At 69.8% G+C, this 17373-nt stretch carries 14 protein-coding genes and 1 pseudogene; 9 read left to right on the forward strand and 6 right to left on the reverse strand.

What is annotated here, in order from left to right; genetic code table 11:
• Positions 1–16 precede the first annotated feature (16 nt).
• A complete protein-coding gene (locus AC5P09_RS42445) occupies positions 17–622 on the forward strand; it encodes a DUF1707 SHOCT-like domain-containing protein (RefSeq protein WP_493879040.1) in 606 nt (201 codons plus the stop codon).
• Positions 623–650: 28 nt separating this feature from the next.
• Here the strand turns inward: AC5P09_RS42445 and AC5P09_RS42450 are convergent, their stop codons facing one another.
• Positions 651–2603: an APC family permease gene (locus AC5P09_RS42450; protein ID WP_493879041.1), complete on the reverse strand. Its 1953-nt coding sequence runs from the start codon at positions 2601–2603 to the stop codon at positions 651–653.
• 381 nt (positions 2604–2984) lie between these two features.
• Between AC5P09_RS42450 and AC5P09_RS42455 the strand changes: the two are divergent.
• From AC5P09_RS42455 to AC5P09_RS42480, 6 genes and pseudogenes are all read left to right on the forward strand, one after another.
• A pseudogene (locus AC5P09_RS42455) lies at positions 2985–3152 on the forward strand (potassium-transporting ATPase subunit KdpA); the annotation flags it as partial.
• A 467-nt stretch (positions 3153–3619) separates the two neighbouring features.
• Complete coding sequence (locus AC5P09_RS42460; RefSeq protein WP_493879042.1) at positions 3620–5125, forward strand: glycoside hydrolase family 43 protein; 1506 nt, start codon at positions 3620–3622, stop codon at positions 5123–5125.
• Between the two features lie 183 nt (positions 5126–5308).
• Positions 5309–6601: an extracellular solute-binding protein gene (locus tag AC5P09_RS42465; RefSeq protein WP_493879043.1), complete on the forward strand. Its 1293-nt coding sequence runs from the start codon at positions 5309–5311 to the stop codon at positions 6599–6601.
• A 6-nt stretch (positions 6602–6607) separates the two neighbouring features.
• Complete coding sequence (locus tag AC5P09_RS42470) at positions 6608–7606, forward strand: carbohydrate ABC transporter permease (RefSeq protein WP_266443396.1); 999 nt, start codon at positions 6608–6610, stop codon at positions 7604–7606.
• 104 nt (positions 7607–7710) lie between these two features.
• Positions 7711–8475 (forward strand): carbohydrate ABC transporter permease, encoded by a 765-nt coding sequence (locus tag AC5P09_RS42475; protein WP_493879052.1) that lies wholly within the window; start codon positions 7711–7713, stop codon positions 8473–8475.
• A gap of 55 nt (positions 8476–8530) precedes the next feature.
• Positions 8531–9592: an endo-1,4-beta-xylanase gene (locus AC5P09_RS42480; RefSeq protein WP_493879044.1), complete on the forward strand. Its 1062-nt coding sequence runs from the start codon at positions 8531–8533 to the stop codon at positions 9590–9592.
• Between the two features lie 90 nt (positions 9593–9682).
• On the opposite strand, the gene AC5P09_RS42485 is transcribed toward AC5P09_RS42480, so the two are convergent.
• The 4 genes from AC5P09_RS42485 to AC5P09_RS42500 form a co-directional block, all read right to left on the reverse strand.
• Positions 9683–10732: a LacI family DNA-binding transcriptional regulator gene (locus tag AC5P09_RS42485; protein ID WP_493879045.1), complete on the reverse strand. Its 1050-nt coding sequence runs from the start codon at positions 10730–10732 to the stop codon at positions 9683–9685.
• Positions 10733–10997: 265 nt separating this feature from the next.
• The gene (locus AC5P09_RS42490; RefSeq protein WP_493879046.1) at positions 10998–11204 is read right to left on the reverse strand and encodes a DUF5999 family protein; all 207 of its coding nucleotides are present in this window, start codon (positions 11202–11204) and stop codon (positions 10998–11000) included.
• A gap of 467 nt (positions 11205–11671) precedes the next feature.
• Positions 11672–12256, reverse strand: coding sequence for a hypothetical protein (locus AC5P09_RS42495; RefSeq protein ID WP_493879047.1), 585 nt, complete (start codon positions 12254–12256; stop codon positions 11672–11674).
• A 223-nt stretch (positions 12257–12479) separates the two neighbouring features.
• Positions 12480–12683, reverse strand: coding sequence for a hypothetical protein (locus AC5P09_RS42500; protein WP_493879048.1), 204 nt, complete (start codon positions 12681–12683; stop codon positions 12480–12482).
• A 127-nt stretch (positions 12684–12810) separates the two neighbouring features.
• Here AC5P09_RS42500 and AC5P09_RS42505 point away from each other — a divergent pair, with 127 nt between their 5' ends.
• Positions 12811–14328 (forward strand): glutamate-cysteine ligase family protein, encoded by a 1518-nt coding sequence (locus AC5P09_RS42505; RefSeq protein ID WP_493879049.1) that lies wholly within the window; start codon positions 12811–12813, stop codon positions 14326–14328.
• A 13-nt stretch (positions 14329–14341) separates the two neighbouring features.
• Here AC5P09_RS42505 and AC5P09_RS42510 read toward each other — a convergent pair whose 3' ends face one another.
• On the reverse strand, positions 14342–16108 hold the full coding sequence (locus tag AC5P09_RS42510) for a substrate-binding and VWA domain-containing protein (protein ID WP_493879050.1): 1767 nt from the start codon (positions 16106–16108) through the stop codon (positions 14342–14344).
• A gap of 186 nt (positions 16109–16294) precedes the next feature.
• On the opposite strand from AC5P09_RS42510, the gene AC5P09_RS42515 reads away from it, so the two are divergent.
• Complete coding sequence (locus AC5P09_RS42515; protein WP_493879051.1) at positions 16295–17095, forward strand: CPBP family intramembrane glutamic endopeptidase; 801 nt, start codon at positions 16295–16297, stop codon at positions 17093–17095.
• Positions 17096–17373: the final 278 nt, after the last annotated feature.

Genomic DNA, 17373 nt, shown 5'->3' on the forward strand with positions numbered 1-17373 from the left:
GGATCGGAGTGAGGGTATGTCGAACGAGCTCACGCGTACCGGTGCGTCGTCGCCCGAGCTGAGGGCCTCGCACGCGGACCGGGACCGGGTGGTGGACGTCCTGCGTATCGCCGCGGGGGACGGCAGGCTGACCGCCGACGAGCTCGACGAGCGCCTGGAGGCCGCCCTGACAGCGCGCACGATGGGCGAGCTGGCCGTTCTGACGACGGACCTGCCGACGGCCCTCGACGGGAGTGCGGTCGGCGGGCCCGGGGGCGAGGCCAAAGAGGTCGTCCGGATCGAGCAGAAGGGCGCCTCCGCGCGACGTGACGGGGCCTGGGCGGTGCCGCGGCGGATGGAGATCCACTCCGAGTGGGGCGAGGTGACGCTCGACTTCGCCGAGGCCGTGATCACGTACGACAGCCTGCGCATCGACCTCGACATGCGGGGCGGCGCCCTGCGGATCCTGACTCGGCCGGGCGTCGTGGTGGACACCGACTCCCTGGTGACGCACTACGCCCAGGTCAAGAAGCGGCGGGCGGCCGAGTCGGACGCCGCGGTGGTGCTGCGCTTGGAAGTGGCCGGCGAGCTGAGCTTCGGGCAGGTCGTGGTGCGTCCGCCGCGGCGCCTGTTCGGCAGGTAGCCGCGTCCGGAAGCGGCCGCGTCGGAGCTCAGCCGGTGTGGACGCGCGGCCGGCGGGGCCGGTCCGGTTCCGCCTCGCGCAGGACCTCCCGGGTCACCGGCGCGACCTCGCCCTGGCCGAAGAGGAGGAAGCGCAGGAAGTTGGCGAAGGGGCTGCCCTCGGTCCACTCGAAGTAGATGTGCGGGGTGCAGCCGGTCGAGTCGCGGACGTGGAGGAGCAGGGCGGCCAGGGCGTTCGGGATGGAGGAGGACTCCAGGGTCAGGACGCGGTAGCGGTCGTGCAGGACCTCGCCGCGCACGGTCAGACTCGCCTCGAACTCGGAGGGGTCCAGGACCGTGACCTCGACGAAGACGAAGTCCTCCCCGGGTATGTCGTTGTCCTCCCGGATCTGCTCGATCTTGTCCCGGTACTCGGCCTTGTCCCGCTGGTCGGGCTCGTTGGCGATGAACCGGATCTTGCGGCTGGACATGTCCCGGATGAAACGTTCCGCCATGTCGTCGAGCGTCACGCTGGTCACGCGCAGCTCGAAGGCGCGGGCCAGTCGGGACAGCAGGGAGACCAGGATGATGCCGGCGATGAAGCAGGCGCCGATCTTCACACCGTCGGGGCGCTCGATGACGTTCAGGACGGTCGTGTAGAGGAAGACGGCCGAGATGACCGCGAAGGCGATGGTCCAGTTCCGCTGCCCGGCCTTGCGGGCGGCGATCGTCACCGCGATGGCCGCCGAGGAGATGAGGACCAGGACGCCGGTGGCGTAGGCGCCGCCCTGCGCGTCGACGTCGGCGTCGAAGATCCAGGTGACCAGGAAGCCGATCAGGGTGAAGACGATGACCATCGGGCGTACCGCGCGGGCCCAGTGCGGGGCCATGCCGTAGCGGGGCAGGTAGCGGGGCATCAGGTTGAGCAGGCCGGCCATCGCGGAGGCTCCGGCGAACCAGAGGATGGCGATGGTCGAGACGTCGTAGACCGTGCCGAAGGTGCTGCCCAGATAGTCGTGTGCCAGGTACGCCAGTGCGCGTCCGTTGGCCTGGCCGCCCGACTCGAACTCCTTCTCCGGGATCAGCAGCGTGGTGATGAAGCTCGTGGCGATCAGGAAGACGCTCATGATCAGGGCGGCGGTGGTGAGTAGCTTCTTCGTGTCGCGGATCCGGCCGGTCGGCTGCTCGTCCGTGTCGCCCGGGTCGCCCTGGACGTGCGGCATGACCGCGACGCCGGTCTCGAAGCCGGAGAGGCCGAGGGCGAGCTTGGGGAAGACCAGCAGGGCCACGCCGACCATGGCGAAGACGTTGCCGTGTTCGGCGGTGAGGGCGCTGGACCAGTCGGTGATCACGTGGCCGGCCGTGATGACGTGCCACAGGCCGACGACCACGACGACGAGGTTCAGGGTGAGGTAGACGCCGACCAGGACGACCGCGATGCCGATCGCCTCCAGGAAGCCCTTGAGGAACACCGCGCCGAGCAGCGCCACGAGGATCAGAGTGACGATCAGCTGCTTGTCGTGCAGGACGCCGGTGAGGTGCGGGTTCTCGATCAGGTGGGTCGAGGCGTCCGCCGCCGACAGGGTGATGGTGATCAGGAAGTCGGTCGCGGCGAAGCCGAGCAGTGTCAGGACGAACAGTTTGCCCTTCCAGAAGGACAGCAGCCGTTCCAGCATCGCGATCGAGCCCTCGCCCCGGGGGCTCTCCTCGGCCACGCGCCGGTACACGGGCAGGGCGCCGGCGAGAGTGACGATCACGAGCACGATGGTTGCCACGGGGGAGAGCAGGCCGGCCGCGAGGGCCGCGATGCCCGGCTGGTAGCCGAGGGTCGAGAAGTAGTCGACGCCGGTCAGACACATGACCCTCCACCAGCGTTGCCCCTTGTGCGCGGGTTCCGGTGTGGCGTGCGGGCCTTGAGGGCCGCCGCCCTTGCCCATGTCGGACAGGCCTTCCAGCATCCAGGAGCGCACGCGGCTGGGCGGGGGGTGTTCGGTGGTGGCCATCGGGCGTGCTCCTGAGGTACGGCTCAGCGTGTGGATCCGGCCATCACGCGTACGGCGCGATCAGCGTAAGCGGAGAGTGATGCCAGGGCCCACGGATGCGGGGGGTGAGCGCGTCAAGCTTCCGTTAAGACTGGCCATGGGGAGGTCAGTGACGCATCACGGAGGAGCCGGGGAAGCCTTTCGGGGCGGTTAGGGCACGTTTGGGGAGGTGATGGCCCCTCAGCCAAGGCGGACACTCAGTGTCATCCCGATGCAGTGATCTGCCGCGTGCCATTCCGGCTTTCCCGCCTCGGCGGCAGCTGCCGTAACAGACCCGTCGAGGGCGTGCCGACTGCCGTAAGGGACCCGTCAACGGTGGCCGAATCCTGTCGCCGAGGCTGTCTCCTCCAGCGGATCCAGGGCGTCCTGCCCTTGTCGCTCGGCTTCCAGGGGATCGACCCGGACCAGGCCTTCAACACCATCGCGGTGGCGGTGGCTCTCGTACGCGGGTTCACTCGCTCGCGCACCGGTGTACTCGGCAACTTCTGGGCGGACATGGTGCGGGGGTCGTACGCAGGCGGGCGGCAAGCTCGTCGCGATGACCGGTGGCGGCACCAGTGACGCGCCCGTGCCGGCCCAGGCGGACGCCGGCGTGGCGAAGAAGCACGGGGACGTCGGCCGCCAAGGAGGCCGGTCCTGGCGGGCTGCAAAGAGCGGCGGCCGCGAGCACCGTCAGCGCCCAGTCAGCGCCCCGTCAGTTTCCGTCGACCCTCCGTCAGGAATCCGTCACCGGACGGCGTGAGCGGCGGATGCGGCCATGACGTCGGTGTGAGCCCCGGTGCGCCTCCCTGCATCCGGGGCCGCCGCACGTATCGGGCACTCGCGAGAGGTGCTTCCGCGGCCGCTGGTTCGACACCGTGCGGCGTGCTCGTTGTCTTGCCCGTCTCTCGGAGTCCACTTACAGTGCAGCTCCGTAACGTTCGCCAGATCATCCGAAAGTTTCGCCCCCACTGCGACGCTCGAAGGGACTGCCGCGCATGCGGACGTACGACAATCCAGTGATCGGTGGCTTTCATCCCGATCCCAGTGTGTGCCGGGTCGGCGAGGACTACTACCTCGTGTGCTCGAGCTTCGAGTACTTCCCCGGTGTCCCGCTCTTCCACAGCCGTGACCTCGTGCACTGGCGCCAGATCGGCAACGTCCTCGACCGGCCCGGGCAGTTGGAGCTGCCCGACGACACGGTGGCCTCCGGCGGGATCTACGCCCCGACGCTCCGCCACCACGACGGCCGCTTCTACATGATCACGACGAACGTCTGTGGCGGCGGCAACTTCCTTGTCACCGCCGACCGTCCCGAAGGGCCGTGGTCCGACCCCGTGTGGATCGACCTGCCGGGGATCGACCCCGACCTGGCCTGGGACGACGACGGAAACTGCTGGTGCGCGGTCTCCGGTGTCCGGGTCGCGCGCATCGACCCGGTGACGGGCAAGGTGCTGGAGGGGCCGGTGCCGGTCTGGTCCGGGACGGGACTGCAGCATCCCGAGGCGCCACACCTCTACCGGATCGGCGACTGGTGGTACCTCATGCTGGCCGAGGGCGGCACCGCGCACGGCCACAGTGTCTCGATCGCCCGTGCCCGCGACCCGCGCGGCCCCTACGAGCCGGCGCCGGCCAACCCGGTGCTCTCCCACAGCGGCACCGACCTGCCCGTCCAGTCCACCGGCCACGCCGACCTGGTCCAAGCGCCCGACGGCAGCTGGTGGATGATGCTGCTGGCCACACGCCCCCGCGGCTTCTTCCCGGCCTTCCACGTGCTGGGCCGGGAGACGTTCCTGACCCCGGTGGAGTGGGTGGACGGCTGGCCCCAAGTCGGCCCCGTGCGCGAACGCCATCCGGCGCCGGCCGCCTGGCACCCCCTCGAACTCGCCCCGGAGCGGGACGACTTCGACGCCGGACACCTGGCGCCGTACTGGATCTCCCCGCGCAGCAGGCGGGAGGGGACCTGGTCGCTGGGCGAGCGGCCGGGGTGGCTGACCCTGCACGCGACGGGGGACAGCCTCGACCGGCCGGGCCACACCTTCGTCGGACGCCGCCAGCAGCACCCTCAGTGCCGGGTGACGGCCCGTCTGGACCCTAAAAACGCCCGCGCGGGCCTGTCCGTTCGCCTGGACGAGGCCCACCACTACGACGTCGAGGTCGCCGGGGGAGAGGTGAGTGTCGTCGCCCGGATCGGTCCGGTACGGCAGTGTCTCGCCCGTCGGGCCGTGCCGTCGGGGCCGGTCACACTGGTCGTCGAGGTGCGTACGGCCTCCCCCGTGCCGCCGACCGTCACGAGCTCCCGGGAACAGGCCCCGGGAGTCAGGCCCGGCGGTCCCGACACGGTCGTCCTCTCGGTCGAAGGCGGTGAACCGCTGGCCGAACTCGACGGCCGTTACCTGTCCACAGAGGTCGCCGGCGGCTTCACCGGCCGGGTGATCGGCATGTACGTCACCGAGGGCAGCGCGTCCTTCGACTGGTTCGCCTACACGCCGTCGGGCTCCTGAAGCAGCGGCTTTCCGGAACAAGTCGAGGACGACTTCCCTCAACATTCCCCGCGTACAAGGGGTTGCCACCGTTTGGGAGCTGTCTCTAGGGTGCGGCAACAACGAACCTTTCTGGATCAACTCCGAAACTTTCGGTCCAGTGGACAGGCGTGGACGCGCCGTCCCGTACCCAAGGAGCGCAACATGGGTGACCCGGCACTGTCCCGACGCGGCTTCCTGGCGGCGTCCGCCGCGGCCGGGCTGAGCATGACGGCACTGAGCGGCTGCGGCGGCGACTCGGACGGAGGCTCGTCCGGAACGACCACGATCGAGTGGTGGAACATCTCCACCACCGAGCCCACGAAGGGTGTCTGGGCCGCACTGGCCAAGAAGTTCGAGGCCCAGAACCCCAAGGTCAAGGTGAAGATCGTCCAGCTGGAGAACGACGCCTACAAGTCGAAGATGACGGCGCTGACCGCCTCCGGGAAGCTCCCGGACATCTTCCACACCTGGGGCGGCGGAGTCCTGAAGCAGCAGGTCGACGCGGGGCTCGTCGAGGACCTCACGGACCGCACCAAGCCGTGGGCCGACGGGCTGCTGTCGGTCGCCAAGGAGCCGTACCTGCTCGACGAGAAGGCCTACGGCATCCCGTTCGACATCGGCATGATCGGCTTCTGGTACAACAAGGCGCTGTTCAAGCAGGCCGGCATCAGCACGCCCCCCACCACCTGGAGCGGCTTCCTCGACGCCGTGGGCAAGCTGAAGGCCAAGGGCATCACCCCCCTCGCCCTCGCGGGCAAGGAGAAGTGGCCCGGCATGTACTACTGGGCGTACCTCGCGATGCGCACGGCGGGCGCCGACGCCCTGCAGAAGGCCAACGACGACAAGGACTTCACCAGCGCCGAGTTCGTCCAGGCCGGGCAGCACCTCAAGGACCTGGTCGATCTCCAGCCGTTCCAGAAGGGCTTCCTCGGCGCCGCCTACTCCACCCCCACCGGGCAGGCCGCCGCGGTCGGCAACGGCAAGGCCGCGATGGAACTCATGGGCCAGTGGGCGCCGGTCGTCCAGGCGGACGCCGGCAAGGGACTCGGCGACGACCTCGGCTTCTTCCCGTTCCCCGCGGTCGAGGGCGGCAAGGGAGCCATCACCGAGGTGTTCGGCGGGGGCGGCGGACACGCGCTGCGCCAGGGTGCGCCGCAGGCGGCCGTCGACTTCCTGAAGTTCTTCGCCTCCGAGAGCACCGACCTGGAACTCGTCAAGAAGACCGGCGTCCTCCCGGTGGTTCCGAGCGCCGAGAGCGCCATCGCCGACCCCAACATCAAGGCCGTACAGGCGCAGCTGAAGGGGGCCACCGGCTTCCAGCTCTACCTCGACCAGGCGTACGCACCCGCTCTCGGCCAGGAGGTCAACGACAGCGTCGCGGCGCTCATCGCCGGCTCCAAGTCCCCCGAGCAGGTCACCGAGTCGATCACCAAGGTCGCGAAGGAAGAGCAGTAGCCGGCGATGACCTCCACGTTCCTTCCGGACAAACGAACCGGCCCCGACACCGACGTCCCGCCCCCGGCCGCAGGCAAGGCCCGGGGGCGGGCCCGGCGCCGCACGCTCAACTGGTTCACCGCGGTCGGGTTCCAGCTGCCGGCCCTGGTGCTGTTCGGCGTACTGGTACTGCTGCCGATCCTGTTCGCCCTGTACGCCGCGTTCTTCCGCTGGGGCGGCTTCGGCATGCCCTCCGACTACATCGGCGTCGACAACTTCACCAGGCTCTTCGACGATCCGGTCTTCCTCGGCGACCTGTGGCGCTGCCTCGTCCTGGTCCTGCTGTCGCTCGCCCTCCAGTTGCCGTTCGCGCTCGCGATGGCCGTCCTGCTCAACCAGAAGGTGCGCGGCCGGGCCGTGTACCGGATGTTGTTCTTCGCGCCGTACGTGCTGTCCGAGGCCATCACCGGTGTGCTGTTCAGCATGATCTTCGCGCCGGACGACGGACTCGCCGACCGGCTGCTGGGCGGGATCGGCCTGGACGGGCTGGGCGGGGAGTGGTTCGCCGATCCCTCCACCGTCATGGCGACCCTGTTCCTCGTCATGACCTGGAAGTACTTCGGCTTCCACATGATGCTCTACCTCGCCGGACTCCAGTCCATCCCCCGTGAGTTGACCGAGGCGGCGCTCATCGACGGTGCGAACGCCTGGCAGCGGTTCCGCAACGTCACCCTGCCGCTGCTCGCGCCGACGCTGCGGATCAGCGTCTTCCTGTCCGTCATCGGCTCCATCCAGCTCTTCGACCTGGTGTGGGTGACCACCGCGGGCGGCCCCGACCACCACTCCGAGACCATGGCCGTGACCATGTTCCAGTACGGCTTCAAGCGCTATCAGGTCGGATACGCCAGCGCGATCAGCGTGGTCATGTTCGGCATCAGCCTCGTCTTCGCCCTCGCCTACCAGCGGTTCGTGCTCCGCCGCGACCTCGAAGGAGCGACCACGACGATGAGAGGAGGCGGGAAGTGACGATCACGGAGAAAACAACGGCTGCTCAGACAGCAAGGGCCGCTCAGAAATCCCGTAGCAGGTCACTGCCGGTGCACGTCGTTCTCGTCGTCGTCGGCGCGGTGATGGTCGTGCCGCTGGTCTACGCGATGGTCTCCGGCTTCAAGACCACCGACGAGCTCTCCCGCAACCCCGTCGGGCTGCCCGACTCATGGGTGATCTCCAACTACACCGACATCCTCGGCTCGGGCGCCTTCTGGCAGTTGCTCGGCAGCAGCACGCTGATCGCGGTGGGGACGACCGTCATCGTCGTCGCGGCCTCGGCGCTCGCCGCTTTCTCCTTCGCCCGGTTCGCCTTCCGCGGGCGGGAAGTGCTGTTCACCCTGTTCACGATGGGGCTGATGTTCCCCTTCGCGGTGGCGGCCCTGCCGCTGTTCCTGCTGCTGCGCTCCATGGGCCTGCTGGACAACCCACTCGGTGTGATCCTCCCGCAGGCCGCGTTCGGACTGCCGATGACGATCATCATCCTGCGCGGCTTCTTCCGGCAGATCCCGGGGGAGTTGGAGGAGGCGGCCACACTCGACGGGTGCACCCCGTTCGGGTTCTTCTGGCGGGTGCTGCTGCCCATGGCGCGGCCGGCGCTCGGCACGGTGTCGGTCCTCGCCGTCGTCACCAGCTGGAACAACTTCTTCCTGCCGCTGCTGGTGTTCACCGAGTCCACCTGGTGGACCATCCCGATCGGCGTCCAGCAGTTCCAGGGCCAGTACTCCGCGGACACCGCCAAGGTCTTCGCCTACCTGGTGCTCGCCATGGTCCCCGCCCTCGCCTTCTACTCGGTCGCCGAGCGCCAGCTCGTCGGCGGCCTGACCGCCGGCGCGACGAAGGGATGACGCACGCCGACGGCAGTACGGCTCACCCACACAATCGCACGTGAGGAGTCGCACCATGCGTACTACGACCACCCGCTCCCGTACCCGGCTCAGACTCGCCGGAGCGCTCGCCGCCGTCCTGGTCGGCGCGGGGATCGCCACCGGCCCGACCGCCCAAGCGGAAGGGAAGTCTCCGACCCTGGCCGACCTCGCCCAGCGCCACGGCCGGTACTACGGGAGCGCCACCGACAATCCCGAGCTCGTCGACGAACCGTACAAGGCGATCCTCGGCAGCGAGTTCGACCAGATCACGCCGGGCAACGGCATGAAGTGGTATGCCACCGAGCCCCAGCAGGGCGTCTTCGACTGGTCCAAGGGTGACGAGATCGTGAACCTCGCCCGTGCCAACCACCAGAAGGTGCGCGGACACACGCTGGTGTGGCACAGCCAGCTGCCGGACTGGCTCACCGGCCGCGACTGGACGGCCACCGAGCTGAGGGCCGTACTGAAGAAGCACATCCAGGCGGAGGTGCGGCACTACAAGGGCAAGATCTACGCCTGGGACGTCGTCAACGAGGCGTTCAACGAGGACGGCACCTACCGCGAGACGATCTTTTACAAGACGCTCGGCCCCGGATACATCGCCGACGCGCTGCGCTGGGCCCACCAGGCCGACCCGAAGGCCAAGCTCTACCTCAACGACTACAACGTCGAGACCATCGGCCCGAAGAGCGACGCCTACTACAAGCTGGCCAAGGAGCTCAAGGCACAGGGCGTGCCGCTCCACGGCTTCGGACTCCAGGCCCACCTGGCGCTCCAGTACGGCTATCCGACCACGTTGGAGGACAACCTCCGCCGCTTCTCCCGGCTCGGCCTGGACACCGCACTCACCGAGGTGGACGTCCGTATGTACCTGCCCGCCGACGAGGCGAAGCTGGCCACGCAGGCCGAGTGGTACCGGGACCTGACCGAGGCCTGCCTCGCGGTGCGCCGGTGTGTCGGAATCACTCTCTGGGACTACACGGACAAGTACTCATGGATCCCCGCCTTCTTCGAGGGCGAGGGCGCGGCGCTGCCGTGGGACGAGCAACTGGCCCCGAAGCCCGCCTACTTCGCGATCCGGGAGGCGCTGAAGTAGGCACCCGTCGCTCCGGCGTCCGCGAGGGGGCGCCGGAGCGACACCCCGTTCCCGGGCACCCGCGAGGGGGGTGCCCGGGAACGCCCGTGCCTAGGCCCGGGCCGGCGGTGCCGTGCTCGCCCTCACCACCAGGTCCGTGCCCAGTTCGACCCGCGGGGAGTCCGGCTGTTCGTCGCGGGCCAGGCGCAGGACCGTGCGGACGGCCAGCTTGCCCATCTCGGCGAGGGGCTGGCGGATCGTGGTGAGGGGCGGGGCCGACCAGCGGACTTCCGGAAGGTCGTCGAAACCGACCACGCTCATGTCCTCCGGGACGCGCAGGCCGCGCCGGCGCAGTGCCTCGATCGCGCCGAGTGCCATCTGGTCGCTGGCCGCGAACACGGCGGTCGGCGGTTCGGGGAGGTCGAGGAGGGTGTTGCAGCCGGCGAAGCCGGATTCCGGGTGGAAGTCGCCGGGCGCGACGAGGGAGTCGTCCAGCGCGAGGCCGGCACCCTCCAGGGCCGCGCGGTAGCCGTCGAAGCGGGCCCGGGAGCACAGCAGTCGGGGAGGGCCCGCGATCAGGCCGATTCTGCGGTGGCCCAGCGACAGCAGGTGCTCGGTGGCCGCCATGCCGCCCGCCCAGTTGGCGGCGCCGACCGTGGGGACGTCGAGGGCGGGGGAGCCGGCCGGGTCGACGACCACCAGCGGGACGCCGAGGATCCGCAGCTCGTCGTGCAGCACCGGCTCCAGCACCGAGGTGACCAGGATGACGCCGTCGGAGGCGCGCGCCCGCAGGTTGCGCATCCATTCGCGGGCGTCGCCCGTGCGTCCGTGGATCGCCGACACGACCGTGCCCACGCCGGCCGCGTGGGCGACCTCCTCCACGCCTCGGATGATCTCCACGGCCCAGGGGCTGTCGAGGTCGTTGAAGACGAGGTCGAGCAGGGCGGCGCGGGTGCCGGGGGCCGCGGGCCGCTTGCGGTAGCCGTGCCGTTGCAGCAGGTCCTCGACCCGGGCCCGGGTCTTCGGCGAGACGTCGGACCGGCCGTTGACGACCCGGGACACGGTCGGCACCGAGACCCCGGCCCGCCGGGCGATCTCCGTGATCGTGACCTTGCCCCCGGGCTCGGGCGCCGTCTCGGCGTCGGCCTCGCGTGCTGCCACTTCCCCACCTCCGTACCCGACTGACTGACCTTCTGACCTTCTGACCTTCGAAACTTCCAGGAGTCTTCCGGAAAGCGGGTCGTCGTGGGAAGAGGCCACGCCCGGAAGGTCCGAGGGACCGCATGACATACGAGGGGTCGCATCCGACACGGGGGGCTACAGGGAGTGACGGTCCCCGGACATGCGTCGGGGCCGGTGCGCAGTCGGCGCTGCGAGCCGGCCCCTCAGATACTCCGGGCGGTGTGGTGGGCCGCCCGGTGGCGCCTCAGGCGGCGGTCATCACCTGGGCGGTGGCCAGCGGGCGGTGCGGGGCGATGACCCGTCCGTCCGGCAGGAGTTCACCGGTGTCCTCGAAGAGCAGAACGCCGTTGCACAGCAGGCTCCATCCCTGTTCCGGGTGGTGCGCCAGGAGGCGCGCGGATTCCCGGTCGGGGGAGTCGGCTGTCGGACACGGTGTCTGGTGCTGGCACATGGGTGGGATCTTTCGCTCTGTCGTGCTGGGTGGGATGGATGTCGTGTCTGTCCCGCGGCTTGAAGCGTCGTTCATGGCCGGCCCCCGTTGTGATAAGTCGGACGGAACCCAGTGTTGCCCCACGGACGTCAATCCGCAGGTATTTCGCAGCACCGCTTCTCACAGGTTCATGACGCATCACCCGCGCGGACGGTTCATTCCAACTGCACTGTCACTTCGGATGGTTCGCGGTGGTCGGATGGGGCTAGTCCGGACGGGTAGGAGGCCACGTCCGGCTCGTACGAGCCATAAAGTGCTCGTACGAGCGAAACGGTCGGCGGGAATCCGCGCGCGGCGCCGGGAATCTCCGTACGAGCGTAAGAGTGCCGAATACGGCGTCGTACCCCGCCACCCGGAATTCGGGAACGGGGTACGAAGATCGCGCTGCTGAGCGCTGTCGGAGCGCTGTCGGAGCGCTGCTGAGAACGTCAGGCCGATGAGCTCAACAGCGGTGCCGGAGTCGCCCGATGGGTGAGCACGGGCAGCAGGTCGGCCACCCGGTGCGGACGGTGCGCGGCGATACCGGGCGGTGCCGGCGCCAGCGGGACGAGCAGGTCGGTGGCGGCGGGCCGGCCGTCGGCGCCGTCCGCGGCGCAGTCGCCGTGCAGCCAGAGGGTGAGCATGTAGAGACGGGGGATCGACAGCAGGCGCGGCTGGCAGGGCTGCGTCATGGTCTCCGCCTGACGCAGCGCGAGTTCGGTGGAGGCGATGTAGGGACCCTCGAAGAAGTGGGAGAACGCCCAGCCGTCGGGGGTCAGCATGGTCTCCGCCGCGGCCACCGCACGGTCGCCGCAGCGGATCAGGAAGCGCCAGCCGGACAGCCGGGTGACGGGGACGCCCGAGGCGTCGACGCCGTCCAGGACGTGTACCGGCAGGGGGAGTTCTGGCGTGACGGGGCCCTGGGCACGCAGCAAGGAGGGAGTTCGGGCCTCGCGGACCGCGGTGGGAGAACCGAGCGCGGTGAGGACGGAGCGAAGTGCGGGCGCGGGAGCCGGTGGGACATGCAGCGGCATGGTGGGTCGCCTCTCGTTCGACAGGCACAGTGGCGCGAGGGAGGGCTGGGCGGACGGCGCTGTCAGCTCACGTGGTCAGAGAGGCGGGGGCCGTGGTCCGGGTGACCAGGGATGTACGCGAGGCCTGCCGTACGTCACCTGGCGGCTGGATCGAGGGCCGCGGGCGCCAGCCTTCTGCCTTGTTCGCGGAGTTTATACGACTCATGTTCAGACGGTGTTTCGTCTAGCCGTTTCCGGTGAGGAGAACAAGGGTCCATTCGGTCGGCGATTCGCGGGAATCATCCCGATTCCGGGCGGGCCGCACGGCGATGACCTCGGAAAACAGCCGAAGGGCGGACGGCCCATTCTTGTCGGCGTTTTTCACGAGTTCCTTGGGGCACTCGAATCTGCACAGTGCACCATGCCCGGCGAATGTGCCGCCGGTCATGTCCGACAGCGTAGCGGCTGCAGGGTCCGGGCGGGACGTTATCGATCGTCTCGGCTGGGCATCATCCCACGTGACCCGGACACCGGCGGCCGGTCCCCGGCCCGCCCATGCGAGGAGGGACGCTTCGATGGGGGAGAAGGTCGTGGCAGGTCAGTTCGACCTCTCCGATCGCCAGCGCTATCGCGACAAGCTCCGGCGGAACCTGACGGGGCTGGAGCGACTCCTGGCCGAGAAGCGGTTCGACCGTCCGAAGAATCTCATGGGGCTGGAGATCGAACTGAATCTCACCGGCGCCGACGGTATGCCGAAAATGCTCAATGCGCAGGTCCTTGAACGCATCGCAAGCCGAGATTTCCAAACAGAACTCGCCATGTTCAACCTGGAAGTCAACATTGCCCCACATCGGCTGGGCGGGCGGGTATTCGATCGCCTCGCGGAGGAACTCCGCACCTCGCTGGCATATGCCGACCGGAAAGCGGGCGAGCTCGACGCGGGAATCGTGATGATCGGCATTCTGCCGACCCTCGACCGGGACGACCTGGTCTCCTCCAACCTCTCCGACGTCGACCGCTACGCCCTGCTCAACGACCAGATCGTCGCCGCCCGCGGCGAGGACTTCGCGCTCGACATCGACGGTGTGGAGCGTCTGCGCTGCACCTCGAAGTCGATCGCGCCCGAAGCGGCCTGCACCTCGGTGCAGCTCCACCTCCAGGTCACCCCGGGCCGCTTCGCCGACGTGTGGAACGCCGCCCAGGCCGTCGCCGCCGCCCAGATAGCCGTCGGGGCGAACTCGCCGTTCCTGTTCGGCCGCGAACTGTGGCGCGAATCCCGGCCGCCGCTGTTCCAGCAGTCCACCGACACCCGCCCGCCCGAACTCCAGGCCCAGGGAGTGCGCCCGCGCACCTGGTTCGGCGAGCGGTGGATCTCCTCCGCGTACGACCTCTTCGAGGAGAACCTGCGCTACTACCCGGCCCTGCTGCCCATCTGCGACGAGGAGGACCCCTTGGAGGTCCTCGACGCGGGCGGCATCCCGAAGCTCGCCGAGCTCGTCCTGCACAACGGCACCGTCTACCGCTGGAACCGCCCGGTCTACGGCATCGCCGACGGCGTCCCGCACCTGCGCGTCGAGAACCGCGTGCTGCCCGCCGGCCCCACCATCACCGACGTCATCGCGAACGCGGCCTTCTACTACGGCCTCGTCCGCGCCCTCGCCGAGGAGTCGCGGCCGGTGTGGAGCCGCCTGCCGTTCGAGGCGGCCGCCGCCAACTTCGACGCCGCGTGCCGGCATGGCATCGACGCCCGCCTCGTCTGGCCCCGGCGCGGCCGGTACGGCGGCACCACCGAGGTCGACGCCGTCAGCCTCGTACGCGACGAACTGCTGCCGCTGGCCGAGGCCGGCCTGGACGCGTGGGGCGTCGAACCCGCCGACCGGGACTTCTACCTCGGCGTCATCGAGGAGCGGTGCCGGCGCCGGGTCAACGGCGCGTCCTGGCAGTCCGCGACCTTCCACCGGGCCCTGGAGACCGGCCTGTCCCGGGAGGCCGCGCTGGCCGCGACGACCCGGCGGTACCGCGAACTGATGCACAAGGGCGAGCCGGTGCACACCTGGCCGGTGGGGCTGCCGGAGCCGGTGCTGCTGGGCTGAGCGAGCGGGGCCCTCAGCCGGCGCCCTGCGCCCCCGCCGCCACGATCGCCTTCAGGATCACCGAGTGGATCTGGGACGGGTCGCTGACTTCGTGCCCTGAGCCGCCGGTCACCGCGGCGATCTGCCGGGCCTCCGCGCGGTCGGCGTCGGGCCCGACGGCGATCATGATGAGGGGGACCGGTCGCTCGGGGTTGGTGAGCCTCTCCAGCTGGGTGATGAGCTCGGCGCGCGAGATGCTGCCGGGGTCCTGGTTCACGCCGTCCGTGAGCACGACCAGTGCGTTGAACTTTCCCTTGACGTAGGAGGACGTCGCCGCCTTGTACGCGGCGAGCGTGGTGTCGTACAGGCCGGTGGCGCCGTCCGGCACCGGCGTCAGGCCGCTGAACGCCGCCGAGAGCCGCTCCCGCTGGGTGCCGGTGCCCGCCCGGTCGCCGAGGCGCTCGGTCGGTACGAGGACGCGGTAGTCCTTGTCGCCGTCCAGCTTCGTGGAGAAGTCCCACAGCCCGATCTCGTCCTCGGGCGTGAACGTGGCGAGGGCCTGCAGCAGGGATGCCTTCGTGACGTCCATCCGCGACCGGTCCGTGCCCGGGACGGTGTCCGACATGGAGGAGGAGGCGTCCACGACCGTGGTGAGTCGGGCGCTCTGCACCGTGATCGTCCACGTGCCGAGCGCCTCCTGGAGCGCGACCTGCGAGGCCGGCTCGGCGGCGGGCTCCCCGTACGGCTGCGCGGTGCTGCCGCCGGCTCCCGCGACCAGCTTCTTCGACACCGCTTCGTCCGAGGTCCGGAAGCCGTGCTGCTCCAGCAGCCGCAGCTGCTCCGGCTGCCGCAGGTAGGTCATGAACCGGATCGCGGCCCGGCTCTGGTCGGTCGTCAGCCCCTGGTCGACCAGCGTGTACGGGTAGTCGAGCCGGGGAGAGCCGTCCTCGGGGTAGAAGAAGTCCAGGCTGCCGCCGCTGTCGGCCGACGCGTTGTGGGCGAACGCGGCCTGCTCGGACACGATCAGCGCCTGGTTGCGCTTCGGGTTGCCCTGCTCGGCCCCCGAGGAGTCGCGCGGCAGCGTGTCCAGGATCTGCCCGTCACTGTCGGAGGTGCGCTGCGAGAGCGCCTTCATCATGGCCGCGGCCTGTGTCTGACCGCCCTCGGCCGCAGAGGCGGCGGTGCTCAGCCGGGTGAGAGCGAGCAGGCCGGTCGCACTGCGCGCGGGGTCGGCGGCCCCCAGCTTGAGCGAATCGTCCTGAAGGGTCGCGCCGGCCAGCTCGATCCAGTCGTACGTCTTCTTCGGCCACCCCAGCGACTTCGCCGCCGCCGGCACCATCGCCACCCCCACCGGCGTGGAGGCGACCCTGCCCACGGGGGACACCTCCGGCGCCCCGCCGTCCGCCTTGAGCCGCTGGACCCACAGGTCCGAGTCCGGCACCCACACCTGTACGTCGGTCCGGTCGCCGGCCAGCAGGGTGTCCGTGACCTTGTACGCGTCGCGCGCGGTCACCGCGACGGCGACGCAGCGTCCGTCGGAGGTCAGGTCGTCGTCACGGGCCCGCTTCGCCGCGGCCGTGAGGGCGGGCGCCAGGTCCGGGGAGGCGGCGAGCTTCAGCCGTACCGGGTTCTCCTGGCAGGAGTCGCCGAAGGAGAGCAGGCCGCTCTGGACGGCGGCCGCCGTGCCGCCGGCGGCGATCAGGACGAGGCCCGTGGCCAGGGCGACCGTACGGCGGCGTGCGCGTGGACGGGGGTCGCTGCCGCCCGCCCCATACTGATCGGGCAAGCTGTGACGTCCCATGACGGTGGTGCCCCTCCCTGTTGAGTCCCGTGCCGGAATTCGGCCGTAAGGCATGCAAAAGGGGAGGTAAGCCCCGTACGGCGTCCGCCCCCCGACGGCCTGTCGCGCACGATCTTCGTAACTTCTTTCGAGACCCTAGCGGCGCGGCTGTGGGGATGCGGTGCGATTACTCAACTGGAGGCAGGTGTGCAGTCGGAGGCGGGCTCGGTGGCCGATTCCTTTCCTGAGGAGCGGCCGTCGCGACGGATCCTCCGGGACGAGACCCTGCTCGTTCTGGGGCTTTCGCTCGGTGCGAGTGGTGTGTCCGCCCTGATCAGCTTTGTCGGATCGGTCACCAAACCTGGGGGTCTCAAGGACCAGGCGGCCACCCTCAACGCGTCGGCCGCGCCCGGCCGGCCCTGGCTGGATCTGGCCTGGCAGCTGTTCGGGATCACCTCGGCGCTCGTGCCCGTCGCACTCGTCGCGCACTTCCTGCTGCGTGAGGGGCAGGGGCTGCGCACCCTCGGCTTCGACCGCACCCGCCCCTGGCCGGACCTCGGTCGCGGGGCCGCGGTCGCGGCGGTGATCGGCAGCACCGGGATCGCCTTCTACCTGGCCGCGCGTGGCCTCGGCTTCAACCTCACGGTGGTGCCCGAGGCGCTGCCCGAGGTGTGGTGGAAGTACCCGGTGCTGATCATGTCCGCGATGCAGAACGCGATCCTCGAAGAGGTCATCGTCGTGGGGTATCTGCTGCGCCGCCTGGGCCAGTTGGGCTGGACGCCCGGCACCGCGCTGGTGGCCAGTTCCGTACTGCGCGGCTCGTACCACCTCTACCAGGGCATCGGCGGCTTCATCGGCAACATGGTGATGGGCGTGGTGTTCGTGTACCTGTACCGCCGTTGGGGCCGCGTGGGCCCCCTGGTGGTGGCGCATTCCCTGCTCGACATCGGGGCGTTCGTGGGCTACGCGCTGCTGGCCGGCAAGGTGGGCTGGCTGCCGACGGCGTGAGCCACCGGCAGCATGCCGTACGCCGGACTGGACCCGCCTAGGGCCGGTCCGGCGGATCAGGTCGCAGGAAATTGGGGGTGCCTGATCGACGCGGGTGAGCGGGGCTTGGTGCGTCGGGCTGCAAGGCGGCGGAGGAGGGCGTCGATGCGATGGGGGTCCCCCCGCTCGAGCGAAGTCGAGAGTGGGGGAATCGGCAACCGTCGACAACGCCGCAGATCGGCGCCCGCCGCGGAGCGGCTGATGTCACTGCTGCCCCGCGTCTGCGGCATGATCCGCCG

The organism is Streptomyces sp. a15, from assembly GCF_059026085.1.

Excerpts from the sequence above, each read along its gene's own strand:
- AC5P09_RS42445 (WP_493879040.1), top strand. The coding sequence starts at position 17 with ATGTCGAACGAGCTCACGCGTACCGGTGCGTCGTCGCCCGAGCTGAGG.
- AC5P09_RS42450 (WP_493879041.1), bottom strand. The coding sequence starts at position 2,603 with ATGGCCACCACCGAACACCCCCCGCCCAGCCGCGTGCGCTCCTGGATG.
- AC5P09_RS42460 (WP_493879042.1), top strand. The coding sequence starts at position 3,620 with ATGCGGACGTACGACAATCCAGTGATCGGTGGCTTTCATCCCGATCCC.
- AC5P09_RS42465 (WP_493879043.1), top strand. The coding sequence starts at position 5,309 with ATGGGTGACCCGGCACTGTCCCGACGCGGCTTCCTGGCGGCGTCCGCC.
- AC5P09_RS42470 (WP_266443396.1), top strand. The coding sequence starts at position 6,608 with ATGACCTCCACGTTCCTTCCGGACAAACGAACCGGCCCCGACACCGAC.
- AC5P09_RS42475 (WP_493879052.1), top strand. The coding sequence starts at position 7,711 with ATGGTCGTGCCGCTGGTCTACGCGATGGTCTCCGGCTTCAAGACCACC.
- AC5P09_RS42480 (WP_493879044.1), top strand. The coding sequence starts at position 8,531 with ATGCGTACTACGACCACCCGCTCCCGTACCCGGCTCAGACTCGCCGGA.
- AC5P09_RS42490 (WP_493879046.1), bottom strand. The coding sequence starts at position 11,204 with ATGTGCCAGCACCAGACACCGTGTCCGACAGCCGACTCCCCCGACCGG.
- AC5P09_RS42495 (WP_493879047.1), bottom strand. The coding sequence starts at position 12,256 with ATGCCGCTGCATGTCCCACCGGCTCCCGCGCCCGCACTTCGCTCCGTC.
- AC5P09_RS42500 (WP_493879048.1), bottom strand. The coding sequence starts at position 12,683 with ATGACCGGCGGCACATTCGCCGGGCATGGTGCACTGTGCAGATTCGAG.
- AC5P09_RS42505 (WP_493879049.1), top strand. The coding sequence starts at position 12,811 with ATGGGGGAGAAGGTCGTGGCAGGTCAGTTCGACCTCTCCGATCGCCAG.
- AC5P09_RS42510 (WP_493879050.1), bottom strand. The coding sequence starts at position 16,108 with ATGGGACGTCACAGCTTGCCCGATCAGTATGGGGCGGGCGGCAGCGAC.